This is a genomic window from Saprospiraceae bacterium, from assembly GCA_016710235.1.
Classification (GTDB): Bacteria; Bacteroidota; Bacteroidia; order Chitinophagales; family Saprospiraceae; genus Vicinibacter.
Map to the genome: position 1 here is coordinate 391533 of JADJLG010000001.1, position 18402 is coordinate 409934.

Annotated in this window: 15 protein-coding genes; 10 read left to right on the forward strand and 5 right to left on the reverse strand. The window is 38.1% G+C overall.

Annotation, left to right across the window (positions count from 1 at the left end; translation table 11 throughout):
- Positions 1-13: 13 nt before the first annotated feature.
- Positions 14-1543, reverse strand: coding sequence for a glutamate--tRNA ligase (locus IPI99_01695; protein ID MBK7339223.1), 1530 nt, complete (start codon positions 1541-1543; stop codon positions 14-16).
- Between the two features lie 132 nt (positions 1544-1675).
- On the opposite strand from IPI99_01695, the gene IPI99_01700 reads away from it, so the two are divergent.
- The 3 genes from IPI99_01700 (at position 1676) to IPI99_01710 (ending at position 7925) form a co-directional block, all read left to right on the forward strand.
- Positions 1676-2329 carry a polysaccharide deacetylase family protein gene (locus tag IPI99_01700; GenBank protein ID MBK7339224.1) on the forward strand — a complete coding sequence of 218 codons (654 nt, stop codon included), beginning with the start codon at positions 1676-1678 and terminating at the stop codon, positions 2327-2329.
- A gap of 360 nt (positions 2330-2689) precedes the next feature.
- A complete protein-coding gene (locus IPI99_01705; GenBank protein ID MBK7339225.1) occupies positions 2690-5101 on the forward strand; it encodes a M1 family metallopeptidase in 2412 nt (803 codons plus the stop codon).
- Between the two features lie 88 nt (positions 5102-5189).
- Positions 5190-7925: a 2-oxoglutarate dehydrogenase E1 component gene (locus tag IPI99_01710; protein ID MBK7339226.1), complete on the forward strand. Its 2736-nt coding sequence runs from the start codon at positions 5190-5192 to the stop codon at positions 7923-7925.
- 26 nt (positions 7926-7951) lie between these two features.
- Here IPI99_01710 and IPI99_01715 read toward each other — a convergent pair whose 3' ends face one another.
- Positions 7952-8623 carry an epimerase gene (locus IPI99_01715; GenBank protein ID MBK7339227.1) on the reverse strand — a complete coding sequence of 224 codons (672 nt, stop codon included), beginning with the start codon at positions 8621-8623 and terminating at the stop codon, positions 7952-7954.
- 33 nt (positions 8624-8656) lie between these two features.
- A complete protein-coding gene (rbfA, locus tag IPI99_01720; protein MBK7339228.1) occupies positions 8657-9031 on the reverse strand; it encodes a 30S ribosome-binding factor RbfA in 375 nt (124 codons plus the stop codon).
- A 93-nt stretch (positions 9032-9124) separates the two neighbouring features.
- On the opposite strand from rbfA, the gene recG reads away from it, so the two are divergent.
- The 7 genes from recG to IPI99_01755 all read left to right on the forward strand — a co-directional run bounded on the left by recG (position 9125) and on the right by IPI99_01755 (position 16440).
- Positions 9125-11227, forward strand: coding sequence for an ATP-dependent DNA helicase RecG (gene recG / locus IPI99_01725; GenBank protein MBK7339229.1), 2103 nt, complete (start codon positions 9125-9127; stop codon positions 11225-11227).
- Positions 11228-11299: 72 nt separating this feature from the next.
- Positions 11300-11764: an ankyrin repeat domain-containing protein gene (locus IPI99_01730; GenBank protein ID MBK7339230.1), complete on the forward strand. Its 465-nt coding sequence runs from the start codon at positions 11300-11302 to the stop codon at positions 11762-11764.
- Positions 11765-12001: 237 nt separating this feature from the next.
- Positions 12002-12349, forward strand: coding sequence for a hypothetical protein (locus IPI99_01735; protein ID MBK7339231.1), 348 nt, complete (start codon positions 12002-12004; stop codon positions 12347-12349).
- A 265-nt stretch (positions 12350-12614) separates the two neighbouring features.
- Positions 12615-13646, forward strand: coding sequence for an SRPBCC family protein (locus tag IPI99_01740; protein MBK7339232.1), 1032 nt, complete (start codon positions 12615-12617; stop codon positions 13644-13646).
- Between the two features lie 47 nt (positions 13647-13693).
- Entirely contained in the window at positions 13694-14134 is a 441-nt protein-coding gene (locus IPI99_01745; protein ID MBK7339233.1) for an OsmC family protein, read from the forward strand.
- A 16-nt stretch (positions 14135-14150) separates the two neighbouring features.
- The gene (locus tag IPI99_01750) at positions 14151-15635 is read left to right on the forward strand and encodes a sodium:solute symporter (GenBank protein MBK7339234.1); all 1485 of its coding nucleotides are present in this window, start codon (positions 14151-14153) and stop codon (positions 15633-15635) included.
- A complete protein-coding gene (locus IPI99_01755) occupies positions 15625-16440 on the forward strand; it encodes an N-acetylmuramic acid 6-phosphate etherase (protein MBK7339235.1) in 816 nt (271 codons plus the stop codon). The genes IPI99_01750 and IPI99_01755 overlap by 11 nt, the downstream gene beginning before the upstream one ends.
- Before the next feature lie 155 nt (positions 16441-16595).
- Here IPI99_01755 and IPI99_01760 read toward each other — a convergent pair whose 3' ends face one another.
- Positions 16596-17369: a TatD family hydrolase gene (locus IPI99_01760; GenBank protein MBK7339236.1), complete on the reverse strand. Its 774-nt coding sequence runs from the start codon at positions 17367-17369 to the stop codon at positions 16596-16598.
- Between the two features lie 11 nt (positions 17370-17380).
- On the reverse strand, positions 17381-18235 hold the full coding sequence (locus IPI99_01765; GenBank protein MBK7339237.1) for a helix-turn-helix transcriptional regulator: 855 nt from the start codon (positions 18233-18235) through the stop codon (positions 17381-17383).
- Between the last annotated feature and the right edge of the window lie 167 nt (positions 18236-18402).

Consider the following 18402-nt stretch of genomic DNA (forward strand, 5'->3'; position numbering starts at 1 on the left):
GCGAAATGAGATTTTAATTATTGTTATGAGTTACAAAATAATCCAGTCTTTTGATGCTTTCTTCTTTGCCTGTAGCCACGAGCATCTCATAAATATCAGGTCCCATTGGCTTGCCCGATAATATGACTCTTAGAGTTGGCAACATCTCACCCATTTTAAATCCATAAGTTTGCTGAAAATCATGAAGTGTCTGTGCCAGAGAATCCTTCTCTTCAAAATTTGCATTGCTCAGTCTTTCAGCGAGACTTTGATACGCTTCTAACCAGCCAGTCTTCCATTTTTTAGTCATAAAATCTTCATCAAATTGATGCGGTGGCATACAGATCCATTTCCCACCATTCCATAGTTCAGACAAAGTATACGAACGTGACTGATACATACTACAGATGGATTCGAGTTCTTCAGATGAAGCTAGGATGCCCGAATTTTTAGCATCAGTCTGGACTTGCAGTTTGAGCTGGTCCGGAGACAAACTTTGAATATACTGATGGTTGAACCATCTTGCTTTTTCAAAATCGAATCTTGCTCCTGACTTGACTATATGATCAATCGAAAATGAACTGATCATCTGATCTCTTGAAAAAATTTCCTGTTCGGTACCAGGATTCCATCCCAGCAAGACTAAAAAATTGAGTAATGCGTCAGGCAAAAATCCCGCCTCTCTAAACCCATAGATAAAATCTTCCCCCTCTCTGGCCCAAGATATAGGGAACACTGGAAATCCAAATGTGGCACCATCCCTCTTGGACAATTTTCCGTTACCTGTGGGTTTCAAAATCAAGGGTAGATGTGCAAAAATTGGCATTTCAGCTTCCCATCCAAACGCATGGTAGAGTAAAACATGGTGAGCTGTACTGGATAGCCATTCTTCACCTCTGATCACGTGGGTGATCTCCATCAAGCGATCATCTACTACATTCGCCAGATGATAGGTTGGCAAACCATCAGATTTGATCAATACTTTGTCATCCAACTCAGAAGTCGAAAACCGCACCAGACCTCTAATGGTATCATTGATCTCTACGATTTCATCTGCCGGCACTTTAAGGCGAATGGTGTACTCATGTCCTGATTTCAAAAGGGTCTCAACTTCTTCAGAAGATAAATTTATACTGTTCCGCATATGCGCCCTGGTCAAATAATCATACTTGACTACATCATTTTCGCTTTGAGCATATTTGGTTTTCATAGCTTCGATTTCTTCCTGAGAATCAAATGCATAGTAGGCTTTGCCGGAATCGACCAATCTTTTGGCATGTTCAAGATAAATGTCCTTCCTTTCGGATTGACGATATGGACCAAACTCTCCGCCAAAACCGGGACCTTCATCAGGAATAAGGCCAACCCATTTCAATGATTCGATAATGTACTGCTCAGCCCCTTCCACATAACGGGTTTGATCTGTATCCTCTATCCTCAGAATAAAGCTACCGCGATTTTGTCTCGCAAATAAATAATTGTACAGAGCTGTCCTTATCCCGCCGATATGCAAGGCTCCTGTAGGACTCGGGGCAAAGCGCAGCCGTACTTTGTTATTGGCCATGTAATTGAGTTAATGATTCTGACATCTTGTGAAAACCAATTGTTAATCTGCACAAAAGCACTGTACAGCAATGTAAGAGCTTTCTATCTTTGTCATAAAGCAGCGTAAAAATAAACAATATCTCCCGTACTCATGTACTTGTCACGAACTCCCGGCATTCTCAGACAACTATTCTCTGACTTTGTGTGGAATCTGGATCCTCAGAGCAACACCATGTATCTTACCTTTGATGATGGCCCAATACCTGATGTGACGCCTTGGGTGATTGATGTTTTGGACAAATTTGATGCAAAAGCCAGTTTTTTTTGCGTTGGTGAAAACGTAAGTAAATATCCGGATATATTTCATAAGCTACAAGCTGCAGGCCACACGATTGGCAATCATACGTACAACCATCTTTCGGGCTGGGCTACTGACAATGCAAGCTATCTTAAAAATGTGCGCAAAGGAGCGCTCATTACAGGGAGCAAGCTTTTTCGACCTCCTTATGGAAGAATTAAACCTTCTCAAATGAAATTCATTAAATCCCATTATCAAGTTGTAATGTGGGATGTACTGAGTGGTGATTTTGACCCTTATCTCAGCAAAGAAGATTGCTATCAAAATGTCATCCAAAATGCAACGAAAGGAAGTATCATCGTTTTTCATGACAGTTTAAAGTCTAAAGAAAAACTTCAATACGTTTTACCTCGCGTCCTTGAGTTTTTTAGTCAGAAAAATTTCTCATTTGCCGGGCTACATGACCAAACAACACTCACTCCGGTAAGTCTGGAAGTGAGCCTGTAAAAAATTGATTTGAATTATTCATTACTTCATTTCACTTAATTCTAGCTATTGGTTTATTGAATCTCACATTCGTTAGTTGACTGATATTAGATTTATTCTTCTCTGAGAAAGCTGAATCTGCAATTCATCCTAATCCATCATTACGAATTTCTTGAAGATCAGACAGGACCTTTATTAGGCTCAATGCCGTTTTAGGAGAATGCACTTTTTTTGGCTGCAAAGCATCTGCTGTTTCCAACGAAAAGCATTACCTTTATCCAATCGACAGTGTATATTTCAAATGATGATACTTAGTTGATTAATTTTCTAACTTGAATCCATACTGAAATGATGATGAAAGCTTTACAATTCCTGATTCTCATGTTTTTGAACGGTGTTCTTTTACCAGCTCAACCTCTCGAGCCTATCGGTTGTCATCATGCACATGCTTCAGCATTTCACAGAGCTCCTACCATAGAGGAGCTTATCCTGATGGAAAACTCCAATAGGAGGTCGGATTCATTTAATATCTTGCATTACAAAATCAGTCTGGACGTCACTGACTATGCCGGTAAGACAATCCAGGGAAATACCGAAATTAGATTTGTAAGCCTTTTAGGAGATCTGGAGTGGATCATCTTTGATTTGCAAACCTTACAAGTAGATTCCGTCATCTTTCAAGGAAAAACGCTCACATACACACATCAAAACAACCTTCTTCAAGTATATTTTGGGTCAAAGCTTCCACAAGGTACAATTGGTGAAGTGCGCGTTTATTACCAGGGCAAGCCACATAGAGATCCGGTATGGGGCGGATTCTATTTTGAAGAAAATTACATTTATAATTTAGGTATTGGATTGTCTACAACTCCTCCAAATTTTGGTAAAGTGTGGTTCCCATGTTTTGATAATTTTGTTGAAAGATCCACTTTCGAGTACATCATCACTTCTACTTCTGACAAAAAAGCTTACTGTGTGGGTACTTTTATTTCTGAGGATACGACAAAAGCAGGAGTCATTACGAGACATTATTTTATGCATGACCAAATACCTACGTATTTGTCAAGCATTGCGGTTTCGAATTATACAGTAGATAATTCGATGCACGTTGGTATAGACAATGACATTCCAATAGAACTCATTGCTAAACCTACAGATATTTCAAAAATGAAAAGCAATTTTATCAACCTGCCTAAAGCTATAGATGCTTTTGAATATTGGTTTGGAAAATACAGATTCGAACGGGTAGGTTATGTTGCCACTACAGTCGGTGCAATGGAACATCCTACAAATGTGGCATATCCAATATCCGTAATTCTGTCTGGAACACAAATTTCCAACGAAAAATTGTATGGACATGAATTTGGACACCATTGGTGGGGCGATCTCACTACACTGAGCGATGCCAAGGATATGTGGATTAAAGAAGGAAATGCAGAATACAGTGCTCACCTGTTTATTGAATACCTCTATGGCAAACAAGCTTTCTTAAAAACAGTCAAAGGCAACATGGCCGAAATCCTCAAGCAAGCGCACAATTCAGATGGTGATTATCTTGCATTATCGCCAATGCCCTACGAGCATACCTATGGTACGCATACTTACAAAAAAGGAGCAGCGATGATCCACAATATGCGTGCAGTATTGGGTGATAGTTTATACAGGAGAATAAATCATATTATTTTCGATAGCTTATCAGGCAAATCCATGGATGCATACGAGTACTTAGACTTTATGAATAAATACAGCGGAAAAAATATGAGTTCATACTTTGATGATTACATTTTCAATAAGGGATATTGTACCGTCTTCATGGATTCACTCCAGGTCAACAGCATCGGATCAGGTCACAGCAAAATAAATTTTTCTTTATATCAAAAATCTTATCACGCGACTCATCTATATTCAAACGTTGAAGTGCCGGTGAGATTTTATAATCCACTATTTGGATATAAAGACACTGTTCTTTTATTGAATGGTCCAAATCAAAGTTATCAATTAGAATTTAATGACTTTGTTCCTTCAACAGCAATAATAAATGAAAAACAAACTTACAATTGGGCTACTATACAAAGCAATACAACGATCACCAAAAACGGAGCACCTGATTTGTCCTATGGAGATATCACTTCTTTAAATGTAAGTTCTATCAAAGATTCATTTTATATAAATATATCGCATCATTTAGTAGCTCCAAATGAGGGTTCTCGCGAAAAAAATATTCTCGGCATTTCAGATCGACATTTTTGGCAGGTTGCAATGACAGGATCATCATTCGCAAATATTTCAGGAAACATTGAATACAACGGAAAAGACAGTATAGGCTTTGACGAGACCGTATTGGAACACACTGAAGACAGCGTTATTCTGGCTTATAGAAAAGACTTTTCTGAACCATGGAAAGAATATTCTTTTTATACGAAAAAAGCTTTAAATCTTTCAGACAAAAAAGGATTCTTCCTCTTGAGTAATATACTACCAGGTGAATATACGGTTGCCTATGGTTACAAACTTAACGTATCAGTAGAATCACCAAACCAAATCGAATATGTACAAGCATATCCAAACCCTGTAGAAGACGCATTTTTTCTTCGCATCAACAATCCAAATGAAATAACATACGTCAAAGCTCACAACTTCAATGGCCAAGAAATTGGAAAATTAAATTTTGAAAATCTAGATCGGCAAATCAAAGTTTCATTGGATAAACAAATTCCTTCAGGAATGTATCGTATCTCACTCTGGAATCAAAATCAGGAATGCAGAGGAATAAGTTTAATAGATAAAAAATAAACTCTATTTAATTACCAAATATTCCAGTTCATTCTATTAAAGCAACTATATCTGTGATTAAGTTGTTGCATTCTGACATTATTCTGCTATGTATAAAGAATTGGAAATTCCGCTCGCGGATGCAACATATATTGAATCATTATATCAACAATATCTGGAGCATCCAGGTAGTTTGGATCCTTCCTGGGTTGGTTATTTTAAAGCAATTGATCAACAAACCACAAGGATCTCAATCCCTTCTTCAGGATCAGGATATAGTGTCGATGTCCAAAAAGAAATCGCTGTCATGTCTATGGTCGATGGATACAGACACAGAGCGCATTTACTGGCTGATACCAACCCGATCCGCCAAAGAAAAGATAGAAGTCCTCACCTCTTTCTGGAGGACTTTGGATTATCTCCTTCAGACATGGAGACAACTTTCCAGGCTGGGACAGCCATTGGTATTGGTCCTGCCAGGCTGGCTGCTATAGTTGACAAACTTCAAAGCATTTATTGCAATCATGTTGGATTTGAATATTCACATATAGAAGATCATGAAAAACGAATGTGGCTCAGAGACAAGATAGAGCGGCATACCGATTTAAGCCACTATGGATTCAGCTTAATCGAAAAAAAACGCATCCTTGAAAAACTCAATGATGCCCTCGTATTTGAAAAATTTCTTCACACAAAATATGTAGGTCAAAAAAGATTTTCATTGGAAGGTGGAGAGACCAGCATTCCCGCCCTCGACGCCATGATTGAAGCTGCCGCTGCGGATCACGTTGAAGAAGTCATCATAGGCATGGCGCATCGCGGCCGTTTAAATGTTCTGGCTAACATCATTGGGAAAACTTACGAACAGATATTTTCTGAGTTCGAAGGTACTGCTATCCCTGAATTGAGTTTTGGTTCTGGTGACGTGAAGTACCACATGGGATATTCCTCTCAAGTGATTGCTTCGAACGGCAGAAAATTGCAGCTGAAATTAGCCCCTAATCCTTCCCATCTGGAAGCTGTCAATCCTGTTGTAGAAGGCATGGCCAGAGCAAAAGCCGATCTCATGTACCAATCCAATTATGACAGGATTCTCCCGATTTTAATCCACGGGGATGCAGCCGTTGCAGGACAAGGGCTTGCTTATGAATTGTCCCAGATGTCTCAGTTGAGAGGTTACTATACCGGCGGTACTATTCACTTTGTCATCAACAACCAAATCGGGTTTACTACTGACTTTGATGACGCAAGATCATCTACCTACTGTACTGCTGCTGCTCAGGTCATACAGGCCCCGGTCTTCCATGTCAATGGAGATGATCCGGAGGCGGTTATATTTGTGTCGCGTCTCGCCTTTGAATACAGACAACATTTCAATACAGATGTGTATGTAGATATGGTTTGCTATAGGAAACATGGACACAATGAGGGCGATGATCCAAAGTTCACCCAGCCGGCAATGTATGAACTTATCGCCAAACATCCAGATGTCAGAACCCTGTACATTAATACACTCGCCCAAAGAGGTGACGTAGAAGCAGAACTAGCTTCAGAAATGGAAAAAAATTTCTGGTCCTTGCTCCAAGACCGATTGGATATGGTCAGACAAAAAGCTCTACCCTATTTACCTCAACAGGCAGAGCTTGAATGGAAAACTTTGCAAAAAGGAGTCAAAACGTACGATCCTACCATTAGGTATAATACGGCTGTAGATTTTCAGCTAGCTACAGAAATATTGAATAAATCTTTACAACTCCCTGATGGCTTTAAACCTCTCTCAAAAGTCGAAAGACTCCTTCATTCCTGGGCTGATATGATCGCCCAAAATACTATTGATTGGTCCCTTGCAGAAACACTCACTTTCGGCAGTTTATTGTGGGAGGGCAAAAATATCCGCATGAGCGGTCAGGACGTAAAAAGAGGTACTTTTTCACATCGTCATGCAGTACTCATTGACGAAAAAAACCAAACTGAATACAATAGACTCTCCCAACTCAAAGAAGGTCAGGGTACTTTTTTTATCTACAATTCCTTCTTGTCAGAGTATGCAGTATTGGGATTTGATTATGGCTATTCATTGGCTAGCCCTCTACATTTAGTATTGTGGGAAGCTCAGTTTGGAGATTTTGCCAATGGAGCTCAAGTTGTATTCGACCAATTTATTGCATCCGCAGAAAGTAAATGGAACCGAATGTCAGGCATCGTCATTCTCCTGCCTCATGGTTATGATGGACAAGGACCTGAACATTCGTCAGGACGACTCGAACGCTACCTTCAAGCCTGTGCTGAATTCAACATTACTGTAGCAAACGTGACTACACCAGCAAATTATTTTCACTTGCTGAGAAGACAATTGAGTTGGAATTTCAGAAAACCTTTGATCTTAATGTCTCCCAAGAGTCTATTGAGGCATCCTTCCTGCAGATCGAAAATAGAAGAGTTTTGTGGGAGCACGAGCTTTCAGGATATCATCGTTGATGCCGTGCTGGAATCATCCTCGATTCGTACTCTCGTCTTTTGTTCAGGCCAAGTCTACTATGACATTTTAGATTTTTTGAAAAAGAAAAATCGTCAGGATATACTACTCATCCGAATTGAACAACTTTATCCATTTCCCGAAAAAAATGTATCAGATGTTGTAAAGAAATATCCCAAAGCAAAATCGACCTGGGTCCAGGAAGAACCTATCAATATGGGTGCCGCTTCGTTCATTAAAGCACAATGGAATTTTGGAGACCTTCGCGTCATCGCCAGACCTCCAGGTGCTGCTACAGCCGTAGGATATAAAAAGCTTCACGAGAACCAGCTCAGCGAATTATTAGAATCCATTATTAAAGTAAATTGAGTTGAACCCAAAAATCTAAGTAGCTCTCAGTTATTTTTACTATTCGCCAATTGCGCAATCATTTTTCCTCCTATAATTTTTTGGGAGATCGGATGTGTGCTCAGTTCAAGCATAGCTATGGCGATCTCCTTCAAACTTGAAAAACCCTCAGGATATATCATTCGACCCAATGGATACAACCAGCCGATATATTTATAATAATTGTGAGTATATTTTAATCCATAAATTGGTCTGATAAATCCAGGTCTAAAACCATACACATTTCGAAAATTCAACTTCATCAATTCATTCTCCGTCTTTCCTTTCACTCTTGCCCAGTGTGTTCCGGATTTTTCTGTACTATCAGTACCTTGACCGGAAACATAAATAAATACTAAATTTGGATTATTCGGTTCTAAGCACTTTGCAAAGTTGAGTGTAAGATCATAAGTCAACTTTTCGTATTGAGACTTTTCCATACCTACTGACGACACACCCAAACAAAAATAACAAGCGTCATAATTATGAAGTTCGGTGATTTGAGTTCCCAGATTAAAAAAATCATCAACAATTATTTCTCGCACTTTTGGATGATCATATCCACTTTTCTTTCGACTGATCAAAACAATCTCAGAAACTCTGGAGTCATAAATAGAAGTGTACAAAACCCCTTCACCTACCATTCCTGTAGCACCGGTAATAATTATTCTCATGAGCAATTTTTTTAAGAAATTTGGTAAATGAGAAAAATATTATGATTCTTCTCCAAACTGATTTTCGTCATGCATTTTTTTTAGTAATGCATCAACCTTATACATTTCATCAATCGTATCGTCCAAAAAAAACTTGATTTCAGGCATGACACGCATTTGCTTTTTGATCCGCGCATAAAGAGATTGTTTTAATCTCGGCATGTTTTCCTCCATTTCCAGCAAAGGCTCTTGCTTATTTTCTGTATTGAATACACTAAGATAAATCTTGGCGAGTTGCAAATCAGGTGTAATCAGTACATGTGTCACAGAAACCATGACAGAATATCCATAGATATACTTGCCTTCTTCTGCAAGCACCATACTAAAATTTCTTTTCAGCATTTCTGCTACTTTCTGTTGGCGAATCGAATCCATTTGTTGATACTCTTGTTTAACAGACAAAATTAGCTCATTTTAGCAATTTAAAACATTGTATTACTTTCACTGCGCAAATGTGTTTTTGATCAAGTGACAAGCAAACTGGATACATCCATAGAATTTCTCAAGGGCGTAGGACCGGCTAGAGCTAAATTGCTCAACAAGCACCTCAATATTTTCACTTTTGGCGATTTACTCAGTCATTTTCCATTCCGCTATGTAGATAAGTCTGTTTTCCATAATATCAAATCATTGGTTGAAGATGAATATGCTCAATTACTTGTAAGCGTCTCCAATCTCAAAATTCGGACAAACGGTAAAACCAGATGGTTGACTGCAAAAGCAACAGACGCCACAGGTCAGATGGAGCTAATTTGGTTCAAATTTAGCGACTGGCAGCAGGAATTACTCCAAGCGCATCAGTACTTTGTGATTTATGGCAAGGTAAATCATCAGGGTAATAACCCATCTATCATACACCCTGAGGTCGAACCATATAACCCCCAACAGCAAAGCTCAAAAGCAAGATGGGAAGGTATTTACTCTAGTGGAGAAGTTCTTGCCGGAAATTATCTTCACTCCAAAGGCTTACACAAGCTGATAAGCCAGTGTTTGTCGCAAGTGAGTGAAAGAGATATTCCTGAAACTTTGCCGCAGTATATGATCTCAAAAATCAAGGTGATCTCCAAATACCAGGCAATTTTACAAATACATCAACCAAGAACCGAACTGGAAATCAATCAAGCTCGTGATCGGATGAAGTTTGAAGAGTTGTTTTATGTTCAACTCAGATTACTCAAAAATAAATACCTCAGACAAACTCAACAAAATGGTATTCTCATACCAAAACCAGGACTTTCTTATACAGAATTTATTTCAAATTTTCTGCCATTCAAACTCACTAAAGCCCAGGAAAGGGTACTTCAGGAGATTAAAACCGATCTGAAGTCAGGGCATCAGATGAACAGATTGCTTCAAGGAGATGTCGGGAGCGGTAAGACGATAGTTGCTCTATTGACTATGCTCATGACGATAGACCATGATCTTCAGGCCTGCATAATGGCTCCTACCGAAGTGCTGGCTATGCAACATTACAAAGGAATCTCAGAGCTTCTCGCTCCCACTAAATTGAATTGTGAATTACTCACCTCACAAACCAAAACCCGAGACCGAAAGCTCATCTATCATGATCTCGAGTCCGGAATGCTTAAAATTTTGGTAGGTACACATGCGCTATTAGAAGATAAAGTTCGATTCAAAAAGCTTGGGATCGTGGTCATCGACGAACAACATAGGTTTGGTGTAGGTCAAAGGGCAAAACTATGGGAAAAAAACGAAAGCACTGCGCCTCATATTCTGGTCATGACTGCAACACCGATCCCAAGAACACTGGCTATGAGCTTGTATGGAGATCTGGACATTTCAATTATCGACGAATTGCCTCCGGGAAGAAAGGAAATTAAAACAATTCATGTTCGGGATTTCCACCGAATGCAATTGTATGAATTTATGCGAAAAGAGATAGCTCTTGGAAGGCAAATCTACATAGTTTATCCATTGATAGAAGAAAGTGAAAAACTTGACATAGAAAATCTCAACCTTGGCTATCAAAAACTGCTGGAATACTTTCCTGAACCCACATTCAGGATAAGCGTGGTCCATGGAAGAATGAAGGCTCAAGACAAAGCCGACCAAATGGATTATTTTGTACGGGGGCTGTCTCATATTATGGTGGCAACGACTGTCATAGAGGTTGGAGTAAACGTCCCCAATGCCAGTGTAATGGTCATAGAAAATGCTGAACGTTTTGGCCTATCACAACTGCATCAACTCCGAGGTCGTGTGGGTAGAGGCAGCGACCAATCTTATTGTATGTTGATGACAGCAGACCGCATCGGCAAGGTTTCCGCTGCAAGGATCAAAATCATGTGCGATACAAATGACGGTTTCAAAATAGCACAAGCCGATTTGGAAATCAGGGGTCCGGGAGATATTGATGGCACCAGACAATCAGGACTCCTTGAATTGAAAGTGGCAAATATTTATGAAGACAATCGTATTCTTCAAGCAGCCAGGTCCTGGGCGGAGCAAATACTCAAAAAAGATCCATCACTTGAAAACCCACACAATCGCCAACTGAAAGGGCATTTGTTGCTGACTGGGAGTGCAAAATTTTGGGGTCGTATCAGCTGAATTCACGTTTTTATACTACTTTTAGGCAGCGAATGGCACAATTGTGGCATCATGTTAAAAAACCTAACGGATATGAAACAAATATTTTTGGGAATTTTCATTTGCTTACTATCAGCTCAGGTCGGGTTTAGCCAAAATGAGTGGAAAGAAACTATTGACGGCAACTATGCAAGCGCTTTCAGTAAGCTAGTAGCTTCGCAGTCGGTAAACAAACCAATCGTCATAGACAATCATACTACTACCCCTCTCATCTATGCATGTAAGAAAGGAAATGTAGATTTTGTTAAAAAACTGATTGAAAAAGGGGCCAGAGTGAATCAGCGAGCCGAGAGATTTACACCTGCGATGGCAGCAGCTGAGTCCGGATGCATAGAGTGCATGAATTTACTTCTCGCGGCAGGAGCCAGCCTGCTTACAAAATCTGCCACTTCTAAGACACCGTTTGATTATGCGGTAGAAAACGGTCATGATGATCTTGCTAAACTCATTTTAGCTAAGGAAACCAGACAAAAAGAAGACGTAAAAACCCAGAACTGATTCCACACTTTTGGTTGGTTTTATTTAATGCAACTATTTTTGTTATCAAAACATCAGTTGATATTTTGTTGTCAAGGATGTATCAGATGTAATTATTTTGTTTTAACACTTTTTTAATTACTTATAAAATATTGAATATCTGCTCATTATAAAAATAGATAGGATTTGTAACTGATGATTATATACCATGCATTAACCTTGGTGCGTTTTTCTCGTCTAAAGTTTAAAATCTTATTTATGAAAAAGTTAGTTCTATTTTTTGCATTAATCCTGGGATACACAGCTATCCAGGCCCAAAACACTGCAACTCCTGAAATCAATCAAAAACAACGCGAAGAAAAAGCGCGTATCCGTCAGGGAGAAAGATCCGGAGAAATCACAAAAGCTGAAAGCAAAGAATTACGAAAAGATCAAAGGGACATTCACAAAGAGAAAATGAAAGCTAAAAAAGATGGCGATGTCACTCCGAAAGAAAAAGCGAAAATCAAGCATAAACAACGCAAAGCCGGTAAAAACATTCATGAAGAAAAACATGACGGCCAGAAAAGAAAAAAAGCTGATGATGAGATGAAACATTCAGAGTAAACTGAATTAAATTTAAATTCGAAAGAATAATCAGAAAATAATTAAAAGCCTGTCCACCTGGATGGGCTTTTAAATTTAACATCATGAACGATCGCCTTCCAATTTGAATTTAGCTATATCCTTATTCGGTTCAGTTTAAAGAAGTAGTATCAATAAGAACTACTTAACCAATTCAAACAATTCCTGTATTTCTACCCTAGTCATAAAACAATTGACTCAAACAATCAATTGTAAAAAAATAACTACCTTTAAGCAAATTCAAAAAATGAGTAAGTTATTTTCAATTTTAAAGGGAATTGCACTTCTGATATTAATTATTTATATTATCGGATTTTTCTTACCAGGAAAGGCCCATTTAGAAAGATCTGCAAACATACCAGCCGGAGTAGGACAAGTTCACCATTACATCAATGATTTAAGGAATTGGGAGAAATGGTCACCCTGGCACCGAATGGATTCGAATATGAAGATCAACTATAGCGACAACCCAGTTGGACAATCTGCGTTTTATACCTGGGAGAGTAAAGTATTAGGAAACGGTAAAACAACTATCCTAGAATCCAATCCTGAAATGGTAAAAACAAAATTGGAATTTGATGGCATGGGAGAAGCCTATGGTACATTCTTAATGAAACCGGATAACGATTCTACTTTTCTTACTTGGCAATTTGATGGTGATGCAACAGGAGTCCCATTTTATATGAAACCTGTACATAATATTTTCAGTCTTTTCATGGACAAGTTGGTAGGAAAAGATTACGACCAAGGATTGGCGAATATTAAACTATTGGCAGCTCAATCTAAAGACCATGGACATTCCGGAACTGTCAACTCCATCATAGAAACGAAAATTCCTGAAACTCATTTTATACAAACTGAAACAAGCTGTTCAATAAATGAACTCAATCATGTTATGGAAGCATTGTACACGAAACTTGGAAAATTTCTCCAGGAAAATAAACTTAGCCCTTCCAGCCCACCATTAGCAACTTATCCGGGTTTCAAACCTGGTGATACCATGATTCATGTGATCGCTTTATTTCCCATTGAAAAAGCATGTACTGAAAAGTCAAAAGATGGAATTTCCTGCGGTAGTTGGTTAGCTCAAAAAACAGTGAAGGCAAATTATGTTGGACCTTATGAAGGCACGCAAATTGCATATGATGAAATTGAAAAATATTGTCGCGAAAACCATCTCACTTTTGCAGGCGATCCTTATGAAGAATATGTTAGCGATCCTATGAAAGAAAAAGATGTTACAAAGTTGATAACCAATATATATTGGCCTGTCAAATAAAATGTACTCCTTATTTTAAATTAATTATCAATTTAAATCGCATTGTCTTGAAAAATACAACATCCACAGTGATCTATAATGGACATCTGGGTACAGAAGCCACCCATACCAAAAGTAAATCCATCATAGTCACAGATGCGCCACCGGACAATAACGGAAAAGGCGAGGCTTTTTCTCCAACGGATCTCACAGCCACTTCACTGGCATGTTGTATGCTTACCGTGATGGGAATCGTCGCGGATCGTCATCAAATTAATATAGCTGGCGCAAAATCTGATGTACTCAAAGTAATGGATGACAACCCTAGACGAATTTCTGAAATTTATGTTGATATGATCATGCCGGAAATTGCTTATAGTTCGAAAGAAAAAAAATTACTTGAAAACACCGCAAGAGCATGCCCGGTCGCAAAGAGTATACATCCTGAGATTAAAATCCATTTGACTTTTTATTGGGGTGAAGAAAAAGTAATCTTGTCATCTCATTAAATAACGTAATCTTTTCATGGCTCAACCTTTCCTTTATTTGTCAATTATGCTCGCATATTTCGCGATGCTGATTGCAGTTTCATATTTTACATCTAAAGATGATAGCAATGAAAATTTTTTTGTTGCCAAACGCAGTTCTCCTTGGTATTTGGTAGCATTTGGAATGATCGGCGCATCACTATCCGGTGTGACATTTATCAGTATTCCTGGTGTGGTAGGTGCGGGAAAAGTAAATCAATGCTTTTCATACATGCAAATGGTATGGGGATACCTGATAGGTTATGCAATTATAGCAAATGTATTAATGCCAATTTACTATCGCTATCAGGTGAGTTCCATTTATGAATATCTCAACAGCAGACTTGGGAAAAGCGCTTACAAAACCGGAGCTGCATTTTTCATACTATCTCGAACTGTAGGTTCTGCATTTCGTATGTATATCGTTGCACTTGTGATGCATCAATTTATTTTCTCCCATTTTTCTGTGCCTTTTTGGATAACTGTATTGATCAGTATTTTTTTGATTTGGGTTTATACTTTCAGAGGAGGAATAAAAACAATAGTTATCACAGACGTATTCCAAACTACATGCATGTTACTCTCCCTGGTCATCACCATATATTTTCTTTCCCGGCAGCTGAACGTCAGCATTGTAGATTATTTTAACACCGTATTCAGTTCAGAGTACGGAAAAATATTTTTTTGGGATACAGGTTGGTCAGACTCCAATTATTTTTTCAAACAAGTGCTTGGAGGTATGTTGATCGCCTTAGTCATGACCGGACTGGATCAGGACATGATGCAAAAAAATCTCACCTGTCGCAATTTAAAAGAAGCGCAAACCAATATGTTTAGCTTCTCCATGTTGCTCTTTGTTGTCAATATTGCATTTCTTTCCCTCGGAGCTGGATTATATATTTTTATGCAACAGCAAGGAATAACCGTACCAGCCAGATCAGATCAGGTATTTCCTTTTATCGCAATGAACTATCTTTCGAGCCTTGGCTCAATACTATTTTTACTTGGGCTCACTGCCTCAAATTATGCAAGCGCTGATTCAGCTCTGGCTTCACTTACTACATCATTCTGTATCGACTTTTTAAATTATAAAAATTCTCCCTGGGATGAGGCAAAAAAGAAAAGGATAAGAACCATAGTTCACTTAATTTTTTCGATGATTATATTTTTCGTAATCGTATTGTTCTATATATTAAATAATGATGCGGTAATCAATAAAGTGTTTCAGTTTGCTGGATATACCTATGGACCATTATTGGGTATTTTTTGTTTTGCCATTTTAACGAAGAAAAAAATATCTTATCCCAAGTTATTACCTTTTATTTGCATTGCTGCACCAATCATTACATATATCCTTAGTGAAAATTCCCAGACCTGGTTCGGTGGATTCACTTTTGGAAATCTAATAGTAGCTGTAAACGGATTGATTACATTTATCGGTCTATTATTTATTGCGAAAAATCAGGAAGTGAATGTCGCTTAAAATCACAGAAAAAGATTCTCATTACAGGAACATTGAAGCTATGTCGGTAGCTGAGATTCTACAACACATACATCATGAGGACTTAACTGCTGTGCATTCCATAGGAGCTTGTATTCCTCAAATTGAAATGGTTATAAAAGAAATAACTACAAAATTGAAAAGTGGAGGAAGACTATTTTATCTTGGTGCAGGTACAAGCGGAAGATTGGGAGTAGTCGATGCATCTGAATGTCCTCCTACATTCGGAGTACCACATGAACTTGTTATTGCGTTGATTGCAGGAGGCGACCAAGCCATTCGAAAAGCTGTAGAAAATGCTGAAGACGATCAAAGTCAAGGCTGGAAAGATTTACAGGACTGGGAAATAGATCAAAGGGATTTTGTAATAGGCATCGCTGCTAGCGGCAGCACACCTTATGTGGTGTCTGCATTGGAGCAATGTAAGAAAAATCAAATCGCAACTGCTTGCATAACGAATAATCCGAACAGCCCCATCACAAAAACAGTAGACTTCCCAATAGTCTGTGTTGTTGGGCCGGAATTTATCACCGGCAGCACTCGGATGAAGTCTGGAACTTCGCAGAAATTGATCCTCAATATGATCTCTACATCAGTGATGATCGGTCTCGGTAGGATACAAGATAATAAAATGGTCGATATGAAATTGAATAATCAGAAACTAAGAGTAAGAGGTATTAATATGATCTGCAATCAATATCCCATTTCCAAAGATAATGCTGCAAATTTATTGGAACAAATGGGATCAGTCCGAAAAGTGTTGCAATATTTAAAATCCAGCCTCTAAATACATTAATACTTTAGTTTATAGTTGTAATAATTGCAATTTCAGTTTATTATTAAACTCTTATAATCGTTAATGGATTTATTCTTTCCTCCGTTCAATTTTAAACCCAAATTTTGGAGTCAAATTCTATTTTAAATCCTAATTATATAATTGGATTAAACTAATTTTCTGAAAACTTTCTTTGCATTTGTCGTTGTCTTTAATGCAACTTCTTGATTGGAAAGACCTAATCCCTCAGCAATAAAAATTCCAATTTCTGCTATAAATGCACATTCATTTCTCTTTCCTCGAAAAGGCACAGGACTAAGATAAGGAGCATCTGTCTCAAGTACTACAAAATCCAATCCTACTTGTTGTAAAACCTGTATGAGATTTGCTTTTTTATAAGTCACCACACCACCAATTCCCAGATAAAAGCCAAGGTTAATTATTTCTTTCGCCTGATCCACAGAAGAACCAAAGCAATGAAAAACACCACTCAGATTACCATCTTGCATGGATTTAACAATTGCAATGGTTTCATCCATTGCATCTCTAGTATGGATGGAAACAGGAATTTGAAGAGATCTGGCCCATTCCAATTGGACCCGAAATGCTTGTTGCTGTTCTTCATAATAACTTTTATCCCAATAAAGATCCAACCCTATTTCTCCGACCGCAATCCAATCATGGTCATTAAGTTTTGTTTCGAGAAAATTCAATTGTGATTTAAAATCTTCCTTTACACTGCAAGGATGTAATCCAATCATGGGAAATGCAAAATCAGGAAACTGTTCAACTGTTTCCATCATTAGGGGCAAAGACGTTAGGTCTATATTTGGCAACAGTACTGATTCAATCCCTCTATCTTTGGCACGCCGCACCATATCTTGTCTATCCTCACGGAACTCGTCCAGGTAAATATGTGTATGTGTATCAATCCAATTCATCCGAAATATGTTTATGAACTTAATTTCTTTGGAGTCACTCCGTACTTTTTCTTGAAGGCTTCTATGAAATGACTAATATTTGTATAACCTACCTGGTCTGCGACTTCATGCACGAGATACTTACCTGATTCAAGCAATTGTTTTGCATGACTCATTTTATATTCCAATACAAATTGATAGGGCGGCTTTCCATAAATCTGTTTGAATCCTGACTTCAATTGAAATTCATTAATTCCTACTTCTTTTGCAAGATCTGCGAGTACAGGCGGAGCTGCAAAATGAGAGACCAGGATATCTTTTGCTTGCTTTATTTTCCGCATGATCTCTTCATCATTTAGAAATGGACAGCTGAGAAAATCATTGGTGTCAGCAGCCAATAATAAACTAATGATTTCTAAAGATTTTCCGGTGTCGTAAATCGTAGCCAAGTGCATCGGCAAATCGTGTTCAAAAATCTCACGAAGAATCAATTCAACATTTGTCGGAATAGAATACTCCTTATAATAAATCTTCTTTGCAAAATCAGGTTCGAAAATTTTGCCAAGATTTTCTTCTCGCGAAATACATTCATGCAGTTCTGACAATTCAAGTTCAATCCAGAATAAGCCAACTTGTTTGTCGTGATTGAGGCTGAATTCCAAATCTTTTTCCGGGTTATATATGATAAAATAATGACCTGACTGCAAAGCTCTTTGGTAGAATGGACCAAATTCGAGAGTTGCTTTATCTGCTGCATTAAATATAAAATGTACCTTTTTTTGGACTATATTATAAGTACTGTTGCTTGCGCGACCCGGATTCAATAGGATTCGCATTACCTTCGTTGAAGGGAGACCGTATTGAGCTATTTTTGGGGTATTATTCACTTTTAATTTACAATATACTAGTCGCAAAGATACACAATTATCTGATAATAAGCTATTTAAATCAATTTCTTGTCAATTGCTCCATATTTCAATTATTCCTGTTCAGGATATAATTATTCCTAATTGGGATATTTTTACATTTATTGCAGTCAGACCTTTGCGCCTTG

Excerpts from the sequence above, each read along its gene's own strand:
- IPI99_01735 (MBK7339231.1), top strand. The coding sequence starts at position 12,002 with ATGAAAAAGTTAGTTCTATTTTTTGCATTAATCCTGGGATACACAGCT.
- IPI99_01750 (MBK7339234.1), top strand. The coding sequence starts at position 14,151 with ATGGCTCAACCTTTCCTTTATTTGTCAATTATGCTCGCATATTTCGCG.
- IPI99_01700 (MBK7339224.1), top strand. The coding sequence starts at position 1,676 with ATGTACTTGTCACGAACTCCCGGCATTCTCAGACAACTATTCTCTGAC.
- IPI99_01760 (MBK7339236.1), bottom strand. The coding sequence starts at position 17,369 with ATGAATTGGATTGATACACATACACATATTTACCTGGACGAGTTCCGT.
- rbfA (MBK7339228.1), bottom strand. The coding sequence starts at position 9,031 with ATGGATTCGATTCGCCAACAGAAAGTAGCAGAAATGCTGAAAAGAAAT.
- IPI99_01740 (MBK7339232.1), top strand. The coding sequence starts at position 12,615 with ATGAGTAAGTTATTTTCAATTTTAAAGGGAATTGCACTTCTGATATTA.
- IPI99_01710 (MBK7339226.1), top strand. The coding sequence starts at position 5,190 with ATGTATAAAGAATTGGAAATTCCGCTCGCGGATGCAACATATATTGAA.
- IPI99_01730 (MBK7339230.1), top strand. The coding sequence starts at position 11,300 with ATGAAACAAATATTTTTGGGAATTTTCATTTGCTTACTATCAGCTCAG.
- IPI99_01755 (MBK7339235.1), top strand. The coding sequence starts at position 15,625 with ATGTCGCTTAAAATCACAGAAAAAGATTCTCATTACAGGAACATTGAA.
- IPI99_01705 (MBK7339225.1), top strand. The coding sequence starts at position 2,690 with ATGTTTTTGAACGGTGTTCTTTTACCAGCTCAACCTCTCGAGCCTATC.
- IPI99_01695 (MBK7339223.1), bottom strand. The coding sequence starts at position 1,543 with ATGGCCAATAACAAAGTACGGCTGCGCTTTGCCCCGAGTCCTACAGGA.